Raw genomic sequence first — 25,288 nt, 5'->3', positions numbered from 1 at the left:
GTTTCGCCGTTTCTAAAAAACAGAAACAGAACGGGATTCAAGCATTTCCATTAAGTAAATCAACCGGATACCTGCATGATAATCGCGGGTTTTGCCGGGTCAGTCTGTCTCGAACGTGTAAGGGGCCGAGTTTAGCGTCGTAATTGGACGCTGAATGCGTCTGGCCAGCACCCCGAGTTCGTCACCGACCGACACAAAATATCTCGCCTGCGCAGCGAGTCATAAGCCGCGCACCTCACACTGGGTATACACCTCCGCCGGGTAGGCAACCCGTGCGTCAACACTCATCGTCATGAGTTTGGCCTTGTATACCAAAGTGGGGTCGGAGCCGGGGTCCCCCGCTCATGACGAAAGAAAAACTGTTTTAACAAGGCCACCCCGGCTCCCTTGTTCAAAGCCGACTGCTGATGCGCATGGCGTTGCCCATGAAATCAGTCCCAGTCCGCTTTGGACAAGGGAGTCTGTTGCCCACTTTTTTCTGGAGGTTAACCATGCCAATCGATCGACCTGACGAATACCAAGTAAACCAGACTGGCACAGGCGCGCGTGTCAGTCCTCCTGATGACCAAGCGCCAAAACCATTGATGGCGAGTCGAAAGCGAGGCCGCAATCTCGGTCTTGGCAGTCGCAATCTGACCCGAGCCGGAAAAACCTGCGCCCATCAATCGGGCAAGGCCTTCGCCACGCGCGGCACACTCGCCGAGCGCTGGTCGGTGTTTGCCAAATGGCTGGAACAGGCCCAAGGTATCAAACGCATGGAAAACATCAACCGTGAGCACGTGATGGCTTATGGCCTGGCGTTGAAAGCCAGAGTGGAACGCGACGAATTGAAAGCCTCGACCGCGCAACTGTACGTCTCGGCAGTCAACAGCATCATGACGTCTGCAACGCAAGGTGAATGGCAGACGGTCAGTCCAACGCGTGATTGCGGCATACCCAAGCGGCGCTACATTCCGGAAACCAGCAAAGCCATGCCACAGTTGCAGCACGAACAGTTGCAAATCAGCGTCGACGACGAACGCATTACCGTCTTGCTCAATCTGCAACGGACATTAGGCTTGCGTTTCAAGGAATCGGCTTTGTTGGATGCGCAAAAAGCGCTTCGCCAGGCACAACGGGAACAGCGCATCACAGTCTTCAGTGGCACCAAAGGCGGCAAACGGCGCCAAGTGCCGGTATCCGCAGAAGCCTTGGCGGCACTGGAAACAGCAGCCAGTCTGCAGGATGGACCGTCGATGATTCCCGCTAATCTGCGCTATGTCGATTTTCGCGACCATTGCTATCGCCAAGCGCAACAACAGCGATTTCAGTTTCACGGCCAACGACATCATTACGCCCAGCAGCGCTATCAGGCATTAACCGGCGTACCGGCGCCCATCAATACGACAATCTCCAAATCTAACTGGCATAGCTACATGGCAGCGCAGCTCTGCATTAGTCTGGAAGCCGCTGAAGCATTGGACCAACGTGCCCGAAGCATCCTGTCTCAGGAATTAGGCCATGAGCGTCTGGAGGTGGTGTGTGTCTATATTGGTTAAACAGATCCAGGCTCTGGCCCACCACTATGTCCGCCAGGGCGCCAAAGCCCATCGTCGCTTGCAGGTTGGCCGTATGATCAAGTTCGTGGAATTTATCGAACAGACGGAAAGGCCGCATAACCTGCACGAAATCGGCAAACGCCACGTCATTGCCTTCTGGAAAGCCCACCGCGACCTGGCACCGAAAACCGCTCATGCCTATTGGCTGGCGTTATGCGTGATCTGGGAGTGGACCGATAAACCGGGTCAGCCGCCAAAGCCACTGTGTACTACCAAGCCGATTGCAGATGCCACAGATGACTAAAACGGCCATCGACAAAGTCAGACGAAATCGGCTTGCGTCGGTTTTTACTTTGCTTTCACCGGCTTAAAAATGCTAATTTCGTCTTTTTGGCCACTCTCGTTACTTGGTAGTGCTGACTCGGCAAGCGGATTTAAATAAATTAAGGATATATGCAGACGCCAACGCCTAACCACTTACCACGTTACCAACTGAGTCAATGGGCCAAGTGGTTTGCTAACGATCGTCGCTTTCACGCCTTTGCTCTCGACCAAGAAACGCTAGTGTTGACGGACAAGTTTCAAAAGAAGCATCAACATCATGTGCTGAGTATTCAGCCAGCTATTGGCATCGAGTCCGGTTGGTTTTGGGACACGTTGTTGATTTCTCAGATAGATGGCCAGACCTTACGCTTTGGCGGCGTCGATAAAAAGCAGTCGGCATTGTTACAAGTATCGATGAAACGCCACGTCAATCAACGCATCCAGCGTTTCTACCAAGAGTTTGCCCCTGCCCTGATACAAGCAGCCCAAGAAGCCAGATTGATCTTTTCCGGCCAGCATTATATTCGCCGTACCTTGGCGGCTCATTGGATTAAACGCCATGCTACGTTAGCGGCGGGCCTGAAGCGTCCTGATGGTTTACAGTATTTGCCGAGCGAGTTGCATCAAGACTATCAGCATGTCCGTCCGTTAATAGACAACATGGATGAGCAGATCAGCTGTTTCAATCAGGCGTTTATCGATCGACAAGCCCAGCTGTTCAGGGATTTTTTTGATCAGGTCGAAACCAACCCGCTGACCGAAGCGCAACGCAAGGCTTGCATCATCGACGAACAGCACAACCTGGTGCTGGCCGGCGCGGGTACCGGTAAGACCAGTACCATGATCGGCCGCGCCGGTTATATAATCAAAGCTGGTCTGGCAAAACCCGAACAAATTTTGATGCTGGCCTATGCCCGCAAAGCGGCGGATGAAATGGGCGAACGCATCCGGTCGAAATTAGGGATTCAAAACCTGACAGTGAAAACCTTTCATGGCCTGGGTTTAGACATCATTAGCCAGGTTGAAGGTGCTAGGCCGGCCATTGACAAAATGGCGGAAGACGACGTCCTGCGTGCTGCGTTTGTCGATAGTCAAATTCAAAGCCTGCTGGAAGATGAACGCTATCGCTCGCGGCTGTTGACCTATTTTCTACGTTTTGCCTATCCCTACAAAAGCCAATTCAATTTCAATAGTTTAGGCGCTTACAATGCCTACATCCTCGAAAACGATATTCGTACACTGCAAGGCGAGCTTGTCAAAAGCTACGAGGAATGCGAGATTGCCAATTTCTTGTATCGACAAGGGATTGCTTATCAATACGAGGCCAATTACCAGGTTAACACCTCCGGTCCGGATTACCGCGTCTACCAACCGGATTTCTTTCTACCAGCTTACGGCATTTACATCGAACACTTTGCCGTTAACGAACTAAATCAAACGCCGCCTTTTATAGACCAAACAAACTACCTTGCTGGCATGGCCTGGAAACGGGCGCTACACGCAAAATATCAAACACCGCTGATTGAAACCTTCAGCTACCTGAAACAACAAGGGCGATTGACCGAAGTACTCAGCGAAAAATTACAAGCTGCCGGCGTTCAGTTCAAACCCTTGCCGCAAAACGAAATACTCGACCAACTGAATCAGCTGGGCCGAGTATCGGAATTCAGCAAACTGATGGCACAAATCCTCAGCTTGTTCAAAGCGGCTTACCTCAGCATCAAACAACTGGTCGAAAAAGCCGACAAGCATGAAGACCAGGAACGTATGCGCGCCGCCGCGCATTTATTCGAACCGATCTACCAAGGCTATCAGCAACGGTTGCGCGACAATGCCACCATCGATTTTGACGACATGATTGGTCGGGCCATCGAATACGTCGAATCCGGCCGTTTTCAATCGCCATACAGATATTTACTGGTGGACGAGTTTCAGGATATTTCCGCCAGCCGGGCACGCTTACTGAAAGCCTTGATGGCCCAGCAAGTGGAAGCCAGCTTATTTGGCGTTGGCGACGACTGGCAATCCATCTACCGCTTTACCGGCAGCGATGTCGCACTGACCAAAGACTTTCAAGCCCACTTTGGCGACACGGCAACCAGCGTGCTGGATCAAACCTTTCGCTTCAATAACAAAATCGGTGAAGTGGCGTCACGTTTTGTCACCCAAAACCCAAGCCAAATCGACAAACAGATTCGTAGCTTACGGCTTGTCGAACAGCCCGCCGTATCCCTCATCAAAACCGATCAGGATTTGACCGGCATCCAGGCGGCACTCGATGCCATCGCCAGCAAGGCCAAGCCATCCGCCAGCGTGTTGCTGTTAGCCCGCTTCAACTTTAAACGGCCCGATGTCGCGGCCTTAAAGCGCCGCTATCCGCAATTGTCACTGCACTTCATGACGGTACATGCCTCCAAAGGCAAAGAAGCCGATTACGTGATCGTGTTTGGCTTGGAGAAGGGCGAACACGGCTTTCCGTCGGAAAAAGCCACCCATCCCTTGCTGGAATTATTGCTGCCTCAAGCTGAGGCCTTCGCACATGCCGAAGAGCGTCGCCTGTTCTACGTAGCACTCACACGGGCGCGGCATCACGTCTATTTGGTCACCAACGGCCTGAACCCGTCGCCATTCGTCAGGGAATTAGTCGACGGCGACTATGCCGTCAGCATCGACGAATTTACAGGGCCCGGCTTTCAAGAGCAGATCGCCGATATTCCCTGTCCGGCCTGCGAAACCGGTTGGATGGTACCCAGAGATAGCCAGTACGGCAGCTTTTTTGGCTGCAACCAATATCCACTCTGCAATCACACGCAGCGGGCTTGTCAATGGTGTGGTAGCGGTTTTAAAACCCAAGGCCGCTTTCGCGTTTGTGAGAATCGCCTTTGCGACTTTGTCGAACCGATCTGCCCGCGTTGCCAAGGCGCCATGGTGTTGCGTAAAGGACCGCATGGCCAATTCTGGGGCTGCTCGCATTACCGAAAAAACGCAGCGTTTTCCTGTTCCCACACCGAGCAATTTATCGATCTAAAAGCTGCCAAGGTTAAATCAACAGTCAGCGCCGACTAAGAGCAACGCTTGGCATGATCTAAACTTGGTCCGATCTAACTAGAGAACTACAGAGATGAGTGACGAGAAACGCCTATCTACCACCCAACTGGCCAAATTGCGCGGCGTGTCCCAAGAGCAAATGTTCGGGCAGTTGACTGCACTGGGCCTAATCGAGAAACAAGAGGACAAATGGCAGTTAACCGACGCAGGCACTGCCGCCGGCGGTGTCTACCTGACAGGTAAATACGGCCAATACGTCGCCTGGCCTGAGGATTTCCAATTGCCAACCGCCGATGCCAAACCGGAAGCGGCTAAGCTGCTAACCGCCACCGTGTTGGGGCAACACTTCGAACTGTCCGCCAACAAAATGAATTACATCCTGTCGGAACTCGGCTGGATCAAAAAAGGCTTGAAAGGCTGGCTGGTCACCGAGCAAGGATTGGCGATGGGCGCCGAACAAGGCGAAGACAGCCGTTCCGGTATACCCTACGTGCGCTGGCCGGAAAAAATCACCCGCAACCGCGCGCTGAAAGACAACGTCGATAACATCAAGGGCGTCGACAAACCCAAAACCGACGCCGACAAAATGGGCAGCTTCCGTCACAAATTCGAAGCCACCCACCGTACCACCGATGGCCACTTCGTCCGCTCCAAGGCGGAAATGTTGATCGACAACTGGATGTACATGGCGGAAATCGTCCACGCCTACGAGCGCAAACTGCCGATAGAAGAAGAAATGTACTGCGACTTTTACATCCCCACCGGCAAGGTCTATATCGAATTCTGGGGTTACGAAAACGACGTCAAATATCAAGCCCGAAAACAGGAAAAACTCGCCATTTACCAGAAATATAATTTCAACCTGATTGAACTGACCGACAAGGACGTGCTGAATCTGGACGATATTTTGCCGAGGTTGTTATTGAAGTTTGGAGTGCAGGCGTATTGACTTAACGTCAACAGATTTTTGTCGATTTATGATATTTGTAGTTAGATAGGTAGGATGCCATTCGCTGTCGTTCCGCGAATCCTACACCTACCGTAGTTTATTATATGAGAAATATTAGGATGATTATATGGATTTAAAAACATTTGAAAAATTAATAAACTTAAATGAAAAGGACTTTATTGACTTTAAAAGCGAAATGTATTTTTCAAATTCGAACAAAAATAAGGATAAGGCGAGAGCTGAATTTGTAAAAGATATTATAAGCATGTGGAATACGCCGCGAGAAACAAATGCCTACATAATATTGGGTGTAAAGAAGGGGTGTGATAACAATAATGAATTTATTGGAATAGATTTTAATAATATTCCTGATGATGCAGATTTACGAAGCCAATTCGATTCTCTGGTTAGCTATACCCCGAGCTTTGATTATGATTTTTTTAATTACAATGAAAAAAATTTTGTTATATTTACAATACCTATAGCCAATACTATAAGTGTTGGTTTAAAAGATTTTTATGAAAAAACCTTAAAGAAAGATGCTCTATACTACCGGGAAGGCAGTAAAAACACCGAAGCATTAAAAGGTTCCAGAAAAGAAGAGGAGATCTATAGATGGTTCAGAGAAAAAGATAAGATTTTTTACTCAGGTATAAAATCATATACTCAAAATGAAATTCTCTTGTCAGCAATGGGAGATTTTGATTCTGATAAATATTACTATTTTTTGATAACTTCGCCTCTAAGTAATCTTAAATCAGACTCGCTCCTTCAAAACTTCGGCTTCGTTAACTGGACGTTTGTTGTTGATTTTGACCCCGATAGCCAGAACAGCGGACTATTGTCTAGTTGCAAGGATAACTTGGTAGATCGGCAGAGCTTAAATATTATTGTTAAAGGTGAGACGCCAGCTATACATGCCTCGTTCGGCACATATTGGTATTTTGCATCTGGATTATCGGGGCGCAACGAAACTTTGTTGTCAAATCAACAAAGAATCACATGGTTAAAAGAATATAGTGGAGATTTTAGAAGGCAGGTAGAACGTATATCCAAAGCCATTGGAAATGCAAAGCCTATTAAAGTTTTGATGGTTTTAGAAAATGGTTTAATTTCAGATTATTTGACTACAATTCTAGATTCTTTAGTTTCGACTTATCAAGATAATGTATCTTTTATAGTAGTTTCACCTGAGAAATATTCGTCAATCGAAAGTATTGTGAATAATTATGGAGTTGATTTTTTGCAAATGCCTTTGTTACACCTTTGTCAAACATTTGAAAACTGTCAAAAGGTATTGGACTTTCAAAAAGGCAGTTATTCAATACCATCTTCAACAGGCACAGCTATATCAATTGAGAAACAAAAAATACCTTGGTTAAAGGAAGAGCTTGAAATTGTGCATTTAGGCGTTGGAGATGATGCATTCCCCGAAAATATTAATTATTTAGACTTTTTGCGTGGTCACGAAATATCGTGGGGCAATCTAAAGTATCGACATGATGTTGACAGAGATGAAACCGTTAAGCTTGAAAGGCTGATTATAGATGCTCTTAGAAATAGAAGGCACTTGAGAATAAATTTATATCATATACCTGGTGCTGGGGGGACAACAGTAGCGCGTCGAATATTATGGAATCAGCACAAGGAATATCCGTGTATTGTATTGCAAGATATGAAAGATCCATTGGAAACCATGATACGGCTAAGTCATGTTGCTGATATATCTCAATCTGCTGTTCTGCTATTGATAGATGGAGGACTTATATCAGACCGACAGGCTGATGCTTTATATGAAAAGATAGCTTCTTCATACTTGCCAGTTGTCATATTGCAGGTGCTGCGTAAATTTGATTTACCCTCTATTCAGAAAGCATCAAAAAATACAAGAACGTTAAGCGACAAACTCTCAAAAAACGAAAAAGATAACTTCTACTATTTGCTTTCAAAAGAAATTTCTAGCGATAAGTTAAATCAACTAAAGGAGGAAGTTAAAAAAGATTGCACTCCGTTCTCGCTCGGTTTTCTTATGTTCGGAGATGACTATCAAGGTATAGATAATTATGTAAAATATCGACTTGATAATATCGGTGATGCGCAAAAACGTATAGTCATATTTTTATCAATTGCTTATTATTATGGGCAAAGAAGCATATCACCAAATTGGTTTCATAAGCTTCTAAATATTTCTGCAACTCTTCATGTCGAGTTAGATAAGGCTTTTGACTCAAGGGTTCATGATTTAATAGTGTACGATGAAATTGGTAGATGGCGAATCAGTCATGTTATTTTCGCAAGAAAATGCTTATCATATTTATTTTCGCCAGAATATTTTGGAAATAATAATTTTGATCATATTTGGAAGCAGGGCTTATCTACATGGGCAAAGGAGTTTGTTGTTTTTTGTCGAGGTAATCTTGATGCACCGCCTTCCGATGAAAGCATTGAGCTAATGTGCAGGGTTTTTTATTTCAGAGATAACGATGAGTTACTCGGAACTGAAAAATCGTCGTTTTCAAATTTTATTGAGGATATTAACGACGATAATGGAAAATTAGCTGTATTTCGTTATCTAACTGAAATGTTCCCTGGTGAACCTCAATTCTGGGCTCATCTTGGAAGGTTTTATAGTGTGATAAAAAAGGATTTTGATGAAGCAGTTTTAGCTATTGATAGGGCGCTTGACTTAAATGATAATGATCCGTTGATTCATCACATGAAAGGAATGGCAATAAGGAATAAATTATATAATTTAATTTACAAGGATAAACTAGATGAAAAAGAATTCTTAGCTAAAATAGTACAAGAAGCAGAAAAGGCTTCGTTAAGTTTTGCAAAAAATCGCGAGCTTAATCCAATTGATGAGCATGGCTATATTAGCGAAGTGCAAATGATTATTAAAATATTGAATCATGCTGCCAAGTATTTTAACAACAATCCTATTGATGCAATAACTTTTATACAATCTCCAAAATGGCTGAGAGAATCTCTTGAAAATGCATCTTACCTGCTCGATCAAGTAAGGCGTATTAGGCAAGAAGATCATAGAAGTAGATTTGAGGCTAATTGTCAAGCGGAGTTGGATGTTATATATGGAAATGTCGAGGATGCCTTACAGAAATGGAACATATTACTTGATAGTGAAAAAATTGCGCCATTCGATAAACTTTCAATACGACGCTCTATTATTTATACGAGACTAAAGCAAGTTAATCATAAGTGGGCTGATTTAAATCCAAAACACATTAATAGAATTGTTGAGTTATTAGAAGACAATCTTAGACAGGGAAAGCAAGACAAGGACTTAAGTATGTGGCTTGATGCAATTCGCATACTGCCGACTTCGCCTCATTTGGATGAGATTTCAGAGAAAATTTCATACTGGAAGATTAATACTAACTCAATCGATTCCATTTATTATTTGTATATACTACAAGTTTTGCAAGTAATGTCTGGCTCGTTAACAGATTTTGGTAATGCAGAAGCGAGCATAAAAGAATGTCATGATCGATCTAGATATCGAAGAAAAAATGAAATTTGTTTTGAATGGCTGGGTAATGGCAGTGGAGTTAAGCAACTTATCCATCGTGAAAATCTTGGTGATTGGCATGATGGTTTTTGGACGCAATCGAGTGCTTTAAAACGGTTAAATGGTGTTATTGCTTCTATCGAAGGTGCTGCAAAAGGCTATATTGAAATTGAAGGCACAGGGTTAAAGGCGTTTTTTGTTCCAGGTCAGAACTATAAAATGAATTTTTTTGAAAACAGAAAAGCCTCTTTTTATCTTGGCTTTAGCTATAGTGGGTTAAGAGCGTGGGAAGTAAAAGAGGAGTAATCTCAGAAGATAAAATCGTTTTCGTGTTTTTACATGTCCCGTTGGAATGACGGGATGGTCCGATTAATGAAACATAATCGGACGAATGAAAAGTCTCGTAGTGTGGTCAAATTTGCCCACACTACGAATTACGAATCTGTTATTTCAATTCGCGGGCGGCGATGTTTGATAAGCTACGCCAAATTGCTCGGCCAGTCTCGCCAAGTGCTTGTCCAACGTCCACAGCCTTGCGCCGGGCGCGATCAAAACCGAAGCCAGCAACTGCTCAATTAGCCCGCAACCCAAGCCATATAGCGCTTCCCGCTCGATAAATTCTTCCACTTCCTGCAAACCGGTTTGATTGCAGCGCCTTAACTGACGAAGGTTATACAGTGGGGCTCGGCGCCAGTACTATCGGGACCATGGTTGTTAACCGGCTTAAAATTCCGCATGAAATCAGCGACCCAATATAGTTTTTCGTATTTATAAGAAACTCGTTGTTTTGGATCATGACGCCAACTTCCAAATTTCGATTAAACGCATCATCCGTCAGGTTTGCACTGGAAATCAAAACCGTATCGTCAACAATAGCTAACTTAGCGTGAAGTTTTCCTGGACGTCCGGCCTGATTTCTATCGCGTTTCTCTATTGGCCAGCAATAAACTTCAGTATTTTGAACAAAGGTCTCTGGAAAAGCCTTGAGTGCATCGTAACTTAATTGCCCCTCAGAGCTTTGTTCGAACTCAAGGATCAGTCGGATTTTTACACCACGCTGTCGAGCATTGACCAACTCATTAACAAGCCGCTGAATCCTAGACGCAGCAAAGGTAACCAGCAAGATTTCGCTTTTAGCATTAGCAATTAAATCGTATAGCGCCTGATCGATTCGGCGGGCAGGAATCTGTGCAACCGGTGTTGGGCCTGACCAAAGTAATTCGATACGTTGAGAGGCTAAGCTTTGCTGATAAATTTCAAAACTCGAATCAAGAGCCCAGCTCAATGCCTCCCAAGACATGGTGTTGGAAGCCATTCGCACCGTTTCGCCAATCAAAAATGAAAGATCGGCATTATTAGTTAACGGTAGTTTTTTGATCACCCGGTCTGATGACGTATCAGAATCAACCGACCGAAGTGTTTCGCATGCGGCTATCATCCAATCAGCCGGTGCTTTTTTGACTAGCTTATCAATCGATTCAAATAAATCTTTGCGCACGTTGGTCATTCAAAAAACGCTGTTCCGCGGGCGGAAAATGTATCGACAAGTACTGATCGATCCAGATACCTATTGCCTCGTTCGCATGACGTTTCCGCGGCAAATTGGCAAGCGTGACAGCAAGCACCGTGTATGCCTCTACCCAACGTATCGGGTCTATGTTCGGAACACAACGGATCGGACGCACATAAGCGCATACTCTCTAGCGCTTGTTGAAGGTGCCGGCCTAAAGTGAGTGGATCACCCAATTCGACCAAGCCGCCTAACGTGCCTTCACTATCTGGCGCCGCGGTGTACAACAATATGCCAGCCATAGGCCCGCCATCTTCTCCAGGGTTGCGCGAATACAAACGCTCTCTAACACTGGAAGCTGTATACCCACAGTCTAAAACGATTTGCCGCATCAAAGCATGAGATAACGAGTGCAAAAGAATCAGTCGGATACCTGGAAAGCCATCTTGTACGGGTTCAAGTTTTCTCAGTCGGCGCCAGGCCTTATGTGACTCAAAAAACTCTTGCTCAAGCTGCTTGACCTCATCTTTCGCTTGCCAGGCCAGAAGAACATCTTCTCGGATACGTAAAAACAAACCTTCGCCCCGCACTTCCGCTGCCGGCAACCAGTTTGGATTTTCCCGACAAAGTTTGGTCATACGACCATCTTGAATGATTGTTGCTTCCGCAAAATCAGCGTTAGATTCGATGCGGGTAAATCCCAACAAAGTCCGCACCTCCCGGATTCGTTCCACTAAGACCGTGTCTTCGAGAAACGCCTCAAACCCTTTTGGCGGTGATACTCGCTTTAATTTGAAATCTCGATTTTCCTTGGATGAATCCGGATTTGAAAAAGCCATCCACTCTGGCAGCTTCAAATCTTCTGCAGGCAGAGCGCTCTGTTGTCCTGCGCGTTTTTCTTCAATGGCCACCCAGATTTCTTCGTCAGAAAATTCCGCAAATAACGGAATTAGCGATTGGTAGGTCTGTTGCTCCTCTCGATAAAAACCCAGTTTCGCTAACGAATTCGCGTTCATCAACTTGGCCCACTGTTCTTCAACCAATTTTCCCAATTTGTCAGTGGCACGCGGGATGGATAACGCGGATAGAGCAATTGGAAACCAACTATTCGATGCTCCAAGCAAAATGGGTTTCGCTTCCTCTTTACAATCGTGCTCAACCAAGCGTAAGTGCGGATGATGTCCTGAGCATGCATATTTGTAGCTGTCTCTATCAAAAGCGTCAGCCATACGCCTTGACATTCCGCATCCCCCATGGCATTCGACAATAATGTCAGAAGCATCCCCTGACGCTCCGAATTCCCGCATAGTCAATGTGGCCGGGCGACAAGGGACATTGCCTTTGTGCACAAAACTTAACCAAGAAAAATCGGTTAAATGCCCCTCGCGACATGCCAGTAAAAATCGTACCGACAAAGCCGATGGAGAGCGCCCACCCTGGCTTTTCAAACAGCCTTGATGCACATATTCCGTCCGATCAGGACGATAAGGGTCTTGAATCAACTTAAAAACCCCCGACTCCACTGTCGCCAAGGTGTCACATAACGAACAGCGCATCCAACGCGGAAAAGGCACCACTGGCACACCGATAGCTGGAGCCGTCGGATCACGGTCCATGCTATCCAACTTTATTGGCGGCATGTAAAGCCTATTCATCTGTGCACCGAGGCGCTTTTGTACCGCGGCGATCAAGCGGTCTTCTTCGATCTCCTTACAATACCGAGTATCCCAGTCGTCCAGTCCCATCACCAAAGCGGACATATTCGGCAAATCGACTAACGAGCCAATGCCAAAAGTAAAAATTAACTGGCTGGGGCGTAGTTCGCCAAGTTCGTTCATCGTCGTTTCCTTAATCCGTGTGTAAACCTGTGGTGCGCTGATCCAGCACCAGATCGACGGTGCCTTCCACGTCACGCAGCGAACTCAGACAGGTAAATAGCTTCCACTCTTTGTCATCGGCCAATTCCAGCAAGCCGACAGTCGCGCCTCCCTCGGAGCGGTAACAAAGCTGATGATCTTTTTGGTTATGCACCCGACACAACCATTCATCTCGGCGTCTATCCAGCATATCCTTGATGCGTTCAGCGACAGCAGGATCATGAGTGGCATTAACGCCTCGCTTGGCTAAAACATCAGCCATCATGTTCCAAAATGCGTCTGTATCCGCTACCAGGCCAGCCGCGGCATTTTCGTTCAAATGCTCATCCCATAAGCGCATCAAACCGACCATGACACCTGACAAACCACGATCCAGTGCCCTCGCGGAAAATGGCGTTACGGACAAGGCTTCGACATGTTTGTAAAAGGTTTCATGATAGTGTTCAAAGCGTTCGTAATGCGACAGATCGCGTGGACGCGCCCAGTTGAATACCGTACAGACTAAGCCAGGCCCGTCCGATGAACGCCCCACACGGCTAGTAGCCTGAATATATTCAGAAGTGTTTTTGGGTTGACCGGCGACCAGCATTAGACCTAAACGGTCAATATCCACGCCTACCGAAATCATATTGGTTGCCAGAATGACATCGTAAGGCATCGAAGAACTAACGGGCTGATTGGCTTTACGCTCCGCAGCACGCTGTACTTCCAGTTCCTTATCAAAAACGGCCTCCAGCCTATCCAATATCTTTGGAATGTCCGAGCCGGATTTACGCGAAGTCAGCTCTTCCACTGCGCCCATTCGTACCCGACGCTTTGCCAATCCTCGTTGATCGGCATCGCGGAGACGGGCGCGGATATCATCTTCGACCAGTCGACGCGTACCGGCCAATTCGCGTATGGAATTGAAGTATCCAGCCAGGGTCATCCATGGATCAGCCAAGCGACCGTATTTATCATAAAGCGCTTGCGCCGCAGCCATATGCGCCACATAGCTACGAATCATCGCTACCGGATAACGCCGTCCAAAGGCATTGATACCTAAATACCGACGACCAGGATACTCAGGCCCCGTCGGTCGTTGAATGGCGAAAAAGCTATCTCTGATACTGGTGCCTTGCGGCGGAAACACTTCTAGTTTACGCACAAACAGTTTTTGAACCTGATCCGGCGCACGACGAATCGTCGCTGTCGAAGCCACAACCTTGGGTCGCACCTTCTTGCCGTCGACTTGCCAAGAGCACAGCTCATCAACCGCCGATTCGTAGAGCCCAACCATTGAGCCCAATGGCCCGCTAATCAAATGTAATTCGTCCTGAATAATCAAATCTGGTGGCCGTAACGCTCCATGGGGCCGATTTTTGACTGACGGCAAACCATTACGGGAAGGATGGGATTGCCCATCATCGATTTCCGGCGACAGAAACCCGTGCCGATCACACACCTCCGAAACCTTGCCAAACAGCATTTGCGTTTCGCCTTTCCAGGGCATTTGCGCAAACTTGTCGACAGTGGCAATCAATAGCGAGGGTGGCCGACGATATATTTCTTCATCCACCACCATCACCGGCAAACCTTCCTTGGGTGCTTTGGCTTCGGAAAACTCACATCGTCCTAAATCGTCGCCACAATAGGTGACGCAGCGACCAATGTCGCTGGGTGCTTCATAGACCCGCAAATGTTTTTCCTTGATCTCACAACCACACCAAGGACAGGACGTGATTTGTTGCGGTGTACCGGAGGCCGACGGTCTGCCACCGACATTGCGCTGCCTTAAAGAATTGGCTGCAGCGGCAAGGGTATTGGGAGTGGTTTTATTACCCACCCACAGTCCCAAGCGGAAGGGTGTTTCGCCCCATTTGCCAATATCAACCCGACGAATCGACTCACAGGCGCACATCAAAGCAGCCGCCCGTTGAAACTGCTGTAACGTCAATAAGCGTAGGGTATAGCGCATTAAAACCGCCACACCATGATCACTGCGTCGCCCCTCGATTTCGCCTTGTAAGCGTCTTAATGCCAGGGTATAGGCCGTCAAACCCAAATAAGCTTCGGTTTTACCACCACCTGTGGCAAACCACAGCAAGTCGGCAACCGCATCGGTTTCATGACTACGATCAGAGTGGTGTAAATCGGTCAGACTCGGTAAATTCAGTAATACGAACGCCAACTGAAACAAACGCCAGCTGCGGTTTTTGGCAATATCTAAAGCCGAAGTACCATCTTCCAGCTTGATTTCCTTTTTACGCACCTTTCGGGAAAAAGTGGTGTGAATCCGCTGTTGCCACATCGCGCGATTGGCAAATCGAAAGGCCTCCTCCGCCAGAGTATCGTTTTCGATTAAATCAATACCGGCTTTGATCCGTTGCAAGGCCCGAGTACAACGCTCCACGGCTCGGCGCGCTGTTTCTTCATGGCCGTCTAGCTTCTCAGCCGGCAAGGTCAATTTGTTGGCTTCCGCTTTGATCCACACTCGGTAGGCTGTCTCGATATGGCGCAAGCTGGCAATTAAGCCTTCCTTGGGTAAATCTGCCAGGGCCTTCATGTCCATACTCAAGCCGGCGAGATTTTCATCGTCTGCCGCAGACCGCGGGGTTTGTTGCGGCACTTCAAAACAAGGCACCCATTCGGTTTCCACCTGGCTGGCTCGCTCTGCCAAAGGCTCAGGTAACGTGGCATGCACCGAAATGCCGTGGCCGACCGCAAACTCGCGTTGATGCCGATACAGCATTTCCAAGGTTTCGGATTCCTCGCGCGTCAACGGGTCCATTTTCGACAAATCAAGTTTGACGTTTTTGCGCTGCACAAAAATCGGTTGGCTATCCGAGGCATACACTTTTAGCTTGGGTTGAAATACCCACACTTCGTCTTTTGGTTCGTTTCTGCCTTTACGTTCTTCCTGTTGATTGATCATGAATAACGTAACCACCCAACCGTCAGCAGTAGAACGGATGCGTCCTTGCAGCAACACCAAGGGGTGATCGGGATGAAGCGCTTGTGGGGCAATATTGCCTTCCTTCAACACTAACGGTAATTCTGGCGCAACCACCGGCCTGCGTTTCCAGACATTGGCAGGATTGCCATCTTTGTTCTGTTGATTATCGCTTTTAATCCGCAGGTACTGCCCCCATTCGGCAGCAACCAGAATTTCAGCCGTTTCGGATGCCACCACAAAGCTCAAACCCATTGAAGACGGAAAGTACGTGCTGCCCGCGGGTACGCCGGCATCAGTATTGCCTTCTTCCCCCTCATCGCCGTCGCCCGTTGCCAATTCGTCCAATTCGCCGCCGGCTACCTCCTTGTCCTTCGGCGCCAACATGCCGACCAAATAACGTTGGTAGGCATGGTCTTCGTATTGATTTAACTCTTCCTCAACACCACCAGCTGGGCCGAGAAGATCGCGAATGACCATTTGAGTCAATTCGTCGCGAATCGAAGTGGGGGTAGGCGCATACAGCGTCATCGTAAAAGTCCCTTATTTGTTTGAGGCCAATTTTTGTTCGTATTCGTCCCGACTCAGTGGGCAATCCACCAAATTCAAAAACTCCGCTTTATTAAGCCGACATTGCTTTGCCATCAATCCCAAAAGATTATCCGGAATCTCACGCATTTTGGGTGTATGGCTGGTTTTGGTGAAAACAGCGGTTTTCTCGCCTTTCAGGTTGTAGTAGATGAAAAAATGATGGTCGCCTTCTTTTTTCACAAACCCTTTGCGTAGCAAACCTTGCTCAATATCATCCTTACGCCTTGGCATCTTCTGCCTCCACAAGATTCAATAAGTTGGCCTGAATGATTTTGGCATCAACATCTAAAGTTTGATCGGCAGCCAGTGCATATTCCTGCCATAACATTGCCAACTGCTCTTGAATTTCGGCGAACAATAACTCGCGATTCAAAGCAAAAATCTGTAACCCTATATTCGGTTCGGTTATGCATAAGTACTGTTGACTGTCCTCATCCAGTGAAGGCGATAATTCCAGAGGCTGTTTAAAGCGAACATTAACGGCTTCCACTTCGTTAATCAGCACAGGGGAAAGATCGATCGGCTCAACTCGCGTGACATCCATTAACTTGATCGGATTACCTGTATCGTCCAAAACAAACCGACCGGTTACCTGAATCGGCTCTTTACGTGATTCAATAATGTTTTCTTCGATTTCCGCCAAATAAGTACAGACAATTTCTCGCCGAGTTGGCGGATAAAGAATGGTCAATTGATGCGCGGCAAAATCGATCCGCTGTAGTTCGCCCGTAACTGTCATGACGGCATCTTCCGACGTTTTAGGGGCCAAATAGTCGGCGATAAAACGTGAGGTTTTTGACGTCAAAAATGCCGGCGTTGTCGAGGAACGGCTCTGGAAACCCAAACGCAAGCCTTCATGCTCTTTGGGCAAGAATTTCTGGATTTCTCTCAATGCCTTTTGCGCAATCGTAGCGGGCAATAGTTGCTTTAACTGGTTTTGATCCTGACTCGCTAACGCACTCCAGATTTGCTCGATACGCGACAAAAAAGGGCTAGGGGCCATATCCATTTGTTGATGCAAGCCCAGATCCAGCGGCACGGCATAACTGCCTGCTTGGGGTACACCACAAAGCAGCGAACAGCTTTCGCGCATAGCTTTGCTGGGTTTCAGCCGCTCGCCTAACTCCTGACCGGATTCGGCAGTCGCCAACAAATAAACCAATTTTTGCAAACCAGCCAAAACTGAAGCCAAAGTCTCCGCGCGGATTTCATGATATTCCGCTTCGGCACCCTCGATTTTTAACAAGGTCGTGAACTCAGCGGTATGATTATCTGTGAGTTGATTAGTAAAAGTCATGGAAAGAAAACGAATATTTAATTTCAGAAGAATAGCAGATCATTATTTGCTCCAGCCCGCAAATTGAAATCCACATCGTCGCCGACATCCGGCATCGCGGCCAGCAGGTTTTTGATGTCTTGTCCGGCGGTATCGATAGCCCGATCATAAATAATCGCGACCCGTACCGGGCCAGCGGGTATTTCCGGCGGCAGCTGCAAATGCAGACAATGGTCTAACGGAATTTCTGCAACGGCTTCATAATATTGGGCGGTCATAGCGGCTCTCCTTCTGAATGGCGTTCAGAAAATTTGGAATTGTTCGGGTTCATTGGCAGCAGCAGGCTCGGTTTTTTTCTTGCGGCCACGGCCAGTGCCAGCAGACTTGGCTGATTTCTTGTCGTGCAAGCCGGAGGCGATTTCTTCAGCGTAGCGTTGGTGATTCAGTTCCAGCAGGCGGTCGAGAACTTCTAGGCGCGCAGCTTCGCTAATGGTGAATCGAATGCCTTGCTTGGTTTCATGGAAGTCATGGTTAAAATCAAGATCACGCCATCCATATGCAATAGCGATCCCTAGATCAAGTTTTACATGCAATTCGCGCAATCCTAAAATATCTGAATCAGTTTCCGTAGGATTATGTACGCGGTTATATAACTCAGTTAGTGCCCAGGATCTCGATATCCTTAATTCATCGCGCCGATGTGCATATCGCTGCCCAATTTCAGTGATTTGATCTGTCGGTTGAGGGAATGGATATGTTGCCAAAACTCTATCTGCTGTATATGCAAGCAAATCTAAATTTGTTGCGCAATAATTCCATACCCATAGTGTATGAAATGTACTTTGTAACGATGCAAAACATGCATAACTAGAATCAGCTATCACGACCATTGGGTGGGCAAAAACACATCGCGATGGATAAAAGCTAGGCATAACATATTTTGCTGTGTAAGGTTGTAGTAGAACGTGACTTAAATCTTTTACTGCCTCAGCAAGTGCGGGTCTAGCATCAGCATAACGCCACCATCTTTCTCTATGAGTTTCGCGCTTTACCAAATCTCGTTCTGGCTTAACTCTTTCACGGATGATTTCAAGAGCTTCCGGATAGTTTTGTTCAATCTCAGGCAAATCGCGAAATCCGAAGTTAATTGCTTTTAATGGGTTTGTTTGACATACCTTATTATTTAACTCGTCACCCTTAATATAATCAAAAATCACATCGGCATTATCAGGATTTACTAATATAAGCTTTTCGACTTCGTCTGGGCCAATCAAAAAACCCTGTCCTCCAAGGTAATGTCCAGAAAAAGATATACCTGAATTATGGCGTAACTGTAATGGTGCATTTCTTCCTGCTTCTGGTCGAAAATATGCATTAATTTCATTTACAAATAATGAGTCAAATTTTGATTTTGCATTCCAGTTTCCTTTGAAAAAATGACAATCTACTATTTTTACCCCTGCTGTTCCAGGCCAAGGTCTAGATGATCTGGCGCAAATAATCTTGAAATTCATAGAGCAAAGTTGAGCGATTCCTGCTTCGCGTGAATCTCCTTGGGTAATTATGTCACTTAGAATTAATCCAGAAACCGAGTTTTCTTTAAGTAAACTACAAGTTCTACGGAGGAAATAAACGCACAGGTCAGTTGTTCTTATTGCCCAAGGAAAAAGCGATTGCAAATGTGAGTAATATTCTTGACCAAGTCTAAATGAAATCCGCCGGCCTCCTAAAAACGGTGGATTTCCAATAAAAGCATCGAATCCATTGTGATTAATAACTTCTGGGAAAGCTAATCCCCAATGAAAACAACGCACGTTTTTTAGTCTCTTACTAGCAAAAGCCCGTAACTCAGTAATACTTTGTGCCCAATAGGCCATCATATGATCAGCCGCTAGTTGGCGTTCTTCCTCATAAGCCCTGCCTTTCAATCCTTTAATTTCCACTGAGATTAGAACATCAGCCGCTGCATACAATTTGGTTATAGCCTCTTCAGCCTCTTCGTACAACACAGATTTAGCAGATATCTGTTCAGGCGTATCGGATGACATTGCTTCCAGAGCTTCCCGCTTCTTAGTTGCCTCTTCGATATGGCGAAACAGATTCAACGTCGCAAAAGATGTTTGCTTGCAGCCCTCTGGTTGCAGACTGAAGTTTTCTAATTGTTTTAGCGAGGTGATGCCCAATAACGAATCACCACATTTGAAGGCATGATCCAAAAAGGTAAACGAGCGATGTTTGTCGACGGTAATCAACCACATCGACAGCTTGGCCATTTCCACGGCCATCGGGTTTATGTCTACACCGTACAAACAACGATCAGCCACTACCCGACGGGCAACAGCAATACGCTCGGCAGCATCTTGTGGAATCAAGCGTTCGCTGGGCGCGGCTTTGGAAAACTCGCCTTCCGGACTGGTCAATACTTCTCCGGGATGGCGCTTTTCCTCGTTCTCCCAGGCCTCCACCAAACGCTCGGCCAAATAGCGGCAGGCTTGTACCAGGAAGGCGCCGGAACCCATGGCCATATCGCAGACCTTGAGTGACAGGATTTGTTTGGGCGATTTAAGTTGCCATTGCTCGCGCGGCCAGCCTTCGGCAGGGCCTTGATACACCAAAGGCTCCAGGGTGTGCTGAACCACCGGCTCAGTCAATGTCGGGGGGGTGTAATGGGTGCCGGTGCTACGGCGGGTGGTGCCGGCGGTGACATAGGCGCTACCGGGCAAGACTACCAGCGGCCGTTCAAAGGAATCGTCGCGGATAATACCGACAAAGGGTCGCAAGCGTTCCAGTAAGACTTGATCCTGTCCGCAAGCGAGCAATAGCTTGTGTTCGTCCAGCAAACTGCCTTGTTCCAAGGCTTTACGTAACGCTGACGCGGAACGGCCGGTTTCGTCTTTGAGAAAGTTGATGAGTTTATCTTGGCTGTCCGCCAGTAAGGCTTCCAACTCGGACAAGGGTATTTCCGGCTCTTTTTTTCGGGTGCCGGAAATACCCAACACTACTTCATTGGCCCGAACCGCGGTGTGGTCGAGCAAGCCTTCGTAAACATGGCCGATTTGCTCCACGCCCAGCGCGCGAAACGAAACGCGGCGGGTTTCCGCCATGCCTGCGGGACCATTTTTAGTGCGCAGTCTTTGCAAGGAGTTGAGCAGATGTAAAACCACGCGGTTATTGACGGCCAAAGGCTCGGCGGCGCTATTGCGCCAGTTGCTGCCGATACTACGGCCTTCCAGAAATGGATAGCGGTCAGGATCGAACAGCGAACCGCCGTAGGCTTGCATCATTAAATCCTGGTGATCGACACCGCCATGAACCGCGCGAAAAGTGGCTAATAACCGAGTCCAGGCATCGTAGCGTCTTTCCAAGACTTCTTCGCCATAACGGTCGGCCACTTCCTGGAGTTGTACCTGCAAGGTGGAAACGGCATAGTTTTCGTCATACAGCGGTTTGCCCAAATGCAGCAGGTCGCGTTCTTCGGCAGAAAACAGGAACACCAAGCGCATCATGATGGTGAGTGCGGCTTCGTATTGGCTTTTGGCGCTGACGCCTTTTAATAAGACACGGTTGCTTTCCTTGTCCAAGGCATCGAAGGATTGCACCAATACTTCGACTGCTTCCCGGACTTGGTAACCGAGTTGATCGGTGACTTCCTGCTGATCTTGTGCGCTTTCTTTGAGCATGGTTTGCAGCGTGCTGCCTTCGGCGACACCAAAGAAGCGACGGATGCTCAGCAAGGAATGGAAAGCGCGCAGGGTAATGGGTTCATCTAGCCAAAGGCTGGCATACCAAGAGGTATAACCGGTGATTTCACCGCGGGGCGCATAGACCAACATCCATTGTTCGCCGTTACTGACCAGCCCCAATGGCACATCGGCACCGTGCAATAATTCCATCATGCGGGTGGCGGGTGTGGCTTTCCAGAGTTTACCCATCACCGGTTTATCCAGCGCCTGTTCGGATGGGTAAATCATTATCAACATGTGTGCTTGGCCGGGTTTGTCGGAACCCGCCGGGCTTACCAAGGCAAAATCTGGGCGCAGGGTTTCAGCCATTTCCGGCAAGCAGGCTTCCAAACCAGCAGGAAGCGTTTGACCTTCGGCAATCAGATCTTGCGGATACGCCAGAAGTTGAGCAAGGACATGCAGTATCCAGCCTCGCTGTTTGCCCGGGCCATTGGGGTTGTCTTGCCATTCTTCATAGGCAGCGCGTAATACTTTGGCTTGCGCCGGATCGCGAGCGTCCAGTCCTTGCGGAAAGGTTTTAAGCAATACCGGCAGCGAGACGAATGGCCCGGAGACTTCGACCAGCGACAGCCAGTCGGCATGATGACGGGAAACGTTGGGCTGGCTCATGCTTTACCCCCGGTGATTTCCAGCACGGCTTTACGCGGGATTAACCAGGTGACCGCGACCGGGAACAGTCGGGCATGCGGATTCGTGAAGCGCGAGCGGATATGCTGCGATTCGCGCTCAATTTCCTCGGGAATTTCTTCTAGCCGTCTACGCAATGCGGATAGATCGCGTTCGCGCTGTTGTTTGCCAAGATCGTCACCCAGGAGAAACAGGTCTAGTTGTTCGATTTGGTGGGGAGCGAGTTCGGCTTGAATCGAGCGTTGTAGTTCGGTCATGATGGCGGTCAGTTTGCTGACTTCTTTTTCGGCGCGTTCTTCGAGGGTTTTTTCCAGATTTTTGGTGCGGTCGACGCGTCGCGCTTCCAGGGCAGCCAGTAAGCTATCAGCGTGCTTTGGCCATAGCGCTTGGAAGCGGGCTTCAATTGCAGCCGGTACGGGTGTATCGGTAGCTGATTCTGCAGCGGCTTTGGTTTCGCCGACATTCAAACGATTAAAGCGGCCTTCAATCAAGGCACCGCCGGCGGTGATGATCTCTTCATGTAGTCGGTGGTTATCGCCACCCAAAACTACAATCCGGCCATGGGCAATCACCACGGGATGGCTTAACGCTGAATCATCGACGATGCAGGCCGATACGCGCGACAAATGCTGGGTTTGGGTGTCGAGCGACCAGATTTCCGCTCGCAACAGTCGCAAGCACATTTGCACCAGACGATGATTGAGATGAGCTAAAACTACATCGTCTCGACCGGTTGCCAAAGCGGCATCAAACACAATCGGGCGAATGGCTTTGCTGTGTGGATGGGCCAGACCATCGGTACATTGCGCCCAACTATGCGATAGCGCCGGTAAATGAAATACCGGGCAAGTCTTCCGCAGACCGGTCGGGTCGGGCCAAATGCCGTCTATCTCGACCGGTATCAGCGCAGGCTGACCGGCGAGTTCCAGGCCAACTCGAACCACGTTTTCGATATGATCGGGCGTGAGATTGAGGTCGTGCTGGGTTTCGTGTAACTGAGCGGCCAGTTTTTCCAGTTGCTCGCGGAGTTTGCGTTCAAATTTCAGCATGCGGCGCACGGGTTCTGCATCTTGCTCAGCACGGCTGGTATCAAGGCGCTGGCGTTTGCCGAGCATAGCTTCTTCAACTTGCGTGGCGATTACCGGACCAACTTTGCCGAGGTCTTCGCGTATGGTTTCCACCTTGAGCGCAGCGCGCATCAAAAACTCCAAATCGGCCTCAAGGTCGCCCACCTTGGCGGTTGACTGGGCTTTATCAAAGCCTTTGCCGACAAAATGATAAATATCCACTTCGTCCGCTTTTTGACCGTGACGATCCACCCGGCCGTTGCGCTGTTCCATGCGATTAGGGTTCCAGGGGATTTCAAAATGGATCAGCTTGGAGCAATAATTTTGTAAGTTGACGCCTTCCGACGCCGCATCGGTTGCAAGTAGAATCCGAACTGTCGAATCTTTGGGGTGAGTTTGGAATGCGGCTTTGATGGCTTCGCGCTGTTTGTTGTCCATGCCGCCATAGATCATCTCTAGGCGTTCATTTTCGGCGAAGCCTTCACGGGCCAGCAGGTCATAAAGCCATTTTTGTGTGGCACGGTATTCGGTGAAGATGATCACACGCTCTTCATTCCATTGTCCGCCCGGTCGCAAAGAGTTCTTGAGCCAGTTGATCAGGGTCTCGGCCTTACTGTCCGGCCGCAAACTGGTTTTGACAGCATAGTCGCTGAGTTGTCTGAGCAAGCTTTTCTCTTCGCTGGTCAAGGCTGATAACGATTGGCTGACGGAACTGACGACTTCGCCGGTTTCGAGTTCATATTCATCGTCATCTGCATAGTCATCGGAAAAGTCAGCAATGTCGCGGTTGGCAATTGCTTTACCACTTTGCTTGCCGACGGAGGCAATGTGTTTTTCCAGCGTGCTGCCGAAAGCTGCTGGTGACGAGAACAAGCGCTTTTTGAGCAGTTTCAAGACAAATTCGGCAGCCATGCGTTCACCGTCTGAGCTGGCGTGTTTGAGGCGCAATTCCGAATATTGTTGTAAGGCTTGGTGGGCCAGTCGTTCTTCATTTGTATATGGCACTTCCAAATGTTTGACGAGTCTTTCGGCAAAACGACGACTACCATCCCAGCGTAATTTAAGCTCGGATTTCATGCGCCGAACCATCACGGCGTCTAATTGCGAGCGATCGGGGGTAATGGCGCGGGCAAAACGCTGGCTGTCCAACAATTCCAATAACGCCGCAAAGCTTTCGCGGTAACCGTTATGCGGTGTCGCGGAGAGAAATAATTTGTGCTCGAAATGCGGAGTTAATGAGCGAATTGCTAAGGTCCGCATCGAGTCTGTGGCATATTTGCCGCGGCCAGATGGGGCAATGTTGTGGGCTTCGTCGACGATCAGTAAATCGTATGCTCGTGGGTAAGTGGGTTGATCGCCTGCTGGCAAGGTTTCCCGAAAAGTCCGTAACGGACGCTCACGTTTCAGATAGTCAACGGAAGTAATCAACCGCGGAAAATGTGTCCATGGATTGACATGGATGCCGCGCTTACGGCGCAATTGACTGATCGTATTGCTATCGATAATGCGAAATTCGAGACCGAACTTATCCCGCATTTCTTCTTTCCACTGCACTTGCAAAGACGAGGGGCAAACGATCAATACTGAACGGACACGGTGGCGTAGAATCATTTCCTGCACAACAAGTCCGGCTTCAATGGTCTTACCGAGACCGACATCATCTGCTATCAACAGATTTACCCGCGGCATGGAAAGCGCTCGAACCACGGGATCGAGCTGGTAATCGTCTACTTCAATGCCACTGCGAAAAGGTGACTGTAAGGCTTTGTCATCGGCTTGCGAAACGGCACCCCAGCGAACAGCGTCCAGAAAGGCTTGCAAGCGTTTGGGATGATCAAATGAGTCTGGGTTTGGAAGCGTAGATTTTTCGTAAACCGAGGTGCCTGGCTCCAGCTCCCATATAACTTGCAGCTCTTCTCCCAATCCATCGTCTTCAACTGACGAGAGTTTGATCAAGTGGTTGGGTTTATCTCGTCCAATTCCGGGGGCTGCCGGAATGATTTCCGTAACAACGAAGGGACGCTTGCGAACGATAGCAAGTTGACCAATTTCCGGTGTTGTCTGCATTTTCTTCCCTAATTCAAAGCTGTGCTAATAAATAAAGCCAAATGCTACACCAACATCAATTATTGCCTGCGAGAAAATTAATCCGAGGTTTCAGTAACGAAGGTTCAAGGGGGGATTCAAAGTGTGTAGCGAACCAACAACAGGGTGGAATCACATTTTCATCCGGTACCAATGCACCATCAGCAAAGCGCTTTCCCAACTCAGTGTCAG

Annotated in this window: 14 protein-coding genes; 5 read left to right on the top strand and 9 right to left on the bottom strand. The window is 48.1% G+C overall.

The window, feature by feature from the left end:
• Positions 1 to 491 precede the first annotated feature (491 nt).
• The 5 genes from DDY07_RS09925 to DDY07_RS09905 all read left to right on the top strand — a co-directional run bounded on the left by DDY07_RS09925 (position 492) and on the right by DDY07_RS09905 (position 9,694).
• Positions 492 to 1,538, top strand: coding sequence for an integrase domain-containing protein (locus DDY07_RS09925; RefSeq protein ID WP_171695772.1), 1,047 nt, complete (start codon positions 492 to 494; stop codon positions 1,536 to 1,538).
• Positions 1,522 to 1,842, top strand: coding sequence for a hypothetical protein (locus tag DDY07_RS09920; protein WP_171695771.1), 321 nt, complete (start codon positions 1,522 to 1,524; stop codon positions 1,840 to 1,842). The genes DDY07_RS09925 and DDY07_RS09920 overlap by 17 nt, the downstream gene beginning before the upstream one ends.
• Before the next feature lie 263 nt (positions 1,843 to 2,105).
• Entirely contained in the window at positions 2,106 to 4,928 is a 2,823-nt protein-coding gene (locus DDY07_RS09915; RefSeq protein ID WP_253734453.1) for a UvrD-helicase domain-containing protein, read from the top strand.
• A 55-nt stretch (positions 4,929 to 4,983) separates the two neighbouring features.
• Positions 4,984 to 5,859 carry a glycerol kinase gene (locus tag DDY07_RS09910; protein WP_171695769.1) on the top strand — a complete coding sequence of 292 codons (876 nt, stop codon included), beginning with the start codon at positions 4,984 to 4,986 and terminating at the stop codon, positions 5,857 to 5,859.
• 127 nt (positions 5,860 to 5,986) lie between these two features.
• A complete protein-coding gene (locus DDY07_RS09905) occupies positions 5,987 to 9,694 on the top strand; it encodes an ATP-binding protein (RefSeq protein WP_171695768.1) in 3,708 nt (1,235 codons plus the stop codon).
• 144 nt (positions 9,695 to 9,838) lie between these two features.
• Here DDY07_RS09905 and DDY07_RS09900 read toward each other — a convergent pair whose 3' ends face one another.
• From DDY07_RS09900 to drmD, 9 genes are read right to left on the bottom strand one after another with little or no spacing between them, the layout of a single operon-like run.
• Positions 9,839 to 10,015: a hypothetical protein gene (locus tag DDY07_RS09900; RefSeq protein WP_171695767.1), complete on the bottom strand. Its 177-nt coding sequence runs from the start codon at positions 10,013 to 10,015 to the stop codon at positions 9,839 to 9,841.
• Between the two features lie 43 nt (positions 10,016 to 10,058).
• Complete coding sequence (drmC, locus tag DDY07_RS09895; RefSeq protein WP_171695766.1) at positions 10,059 to 10,895, bottom strand: DISARM system phospholipase D-like protein DrmC; 837 nt, start codon at positions 10,893 to 10,895, stop codon at positions 10,059 to 10,061.
• A complete protein-coding gene (drmB, locus tag DDY07_RS09890) occupies positions 10,892 to 12,736 on the bottom strand; it encodes a DUF1998 domain-containing protein (RefSeq protein ID WP_171695765.1) in 1,845 nt (614 codons plus the stop codon). The genes drmC and drmB overlap by 4 nt, the downstream gene beginning before the upstream one ends.
• Before the next feature lie 10 nt (positions 12,737 to 12,746).
• Positions 12,747 to 16,238 carry a DISARM system helicase DrmA gene (gene drmA / locus DDY07_RS09885; protein ID WP_216614734.1) on the bottom strand — a complete coding sequence of 1,164 codons (3,492 nt, stop codon included), beginning with the start codon at positions 16,236 to 16,238 and terminating at the stop codon, positions 12,747 to 12,749.
• A gap of 12 nt (positions 16,239 to 16,250) precedes the next feature.
• A complete protein-coding gene (locus DDY07_RS09880) occupies positions 16,251 to 16,529 on the bottom strand; it encodes a hypothetical protein (protein ID WP_150049771.1) in 279 nt (92 codons plus the stop codon).
• Positions 16,516 to 17,595: a hypothetical protein gene (locus DDY07_RS09875; protein WP_171695764.1), complete on the bottom strand. Its 1,080-nt coding sequence runs from the start codon at positions 17,593 to 17,595 to the stop codon at positions 16,516 to 16,518. The genes DDY07_RS09880 and DDY07_RS09875 overlap by 14 nt, the downstream gene beginning before the upstream one ends.
• A 23-nt stretch (positions 17,596 to 17,618) precedes the next feature.
• Positions 17,619 to 17,852 carry a hypothetical protein gene (locus tag DDY07_RS09870; RefSeq protein WP_171695763.1) on the bottom strand — a complete coding sequence of 78 codons (234 nt, stop codon included), beginning with the start codon at positions 17,850 to 17,852 and terminating at the stop codon, positions 17,619 to 17,621.
• 24 nt (positions 17,853 to 17,876) lie between these two features.
• A complete protein-coding gene (locus DDY07_RS09865; RefSeq protein ID WP_171695762.1) occupies positions 17,877 to 21,926 on the bottom strand; it encodes a type IIL restriction-modification enzyme MmeI in 4,050 nt (1,349 codons plus the stop codon).
• Positions 21,923 to 25,078, bottom strand: coding sequence for a DISARM system SNF2-like helicase DrmD (gene drmD / locus DDY07_RS09860; RefSeq protein ID WP_171695761.1), 3,156 nt, complete (start codon positions 25,076 to 25,078; stop codon positions 21,923 to 21,925). The genes DDY07_RS09865 and drmD overlap by 4 nt, the downstream gene beginning before the upstream one ends.
• Positions 25,079 to 25,288 lie beyond the last annotated feature (210 nt).

The sequence above is a fragment of the Methylomonas sp. ZR1 genome, assembly GCF_013141865.1.
Classification (GTDB): domain Bacteria; phylum Pseudomonadota; class Gammaproteobacteria; order Methylococcales; family Methylomonadaceae; genus Methylomonas.
The sequence above is the reverse complement of the archived record's forward strand: the minus strand, read 5'-3'. Positions and strand labels throughout refer to the sequence as shown.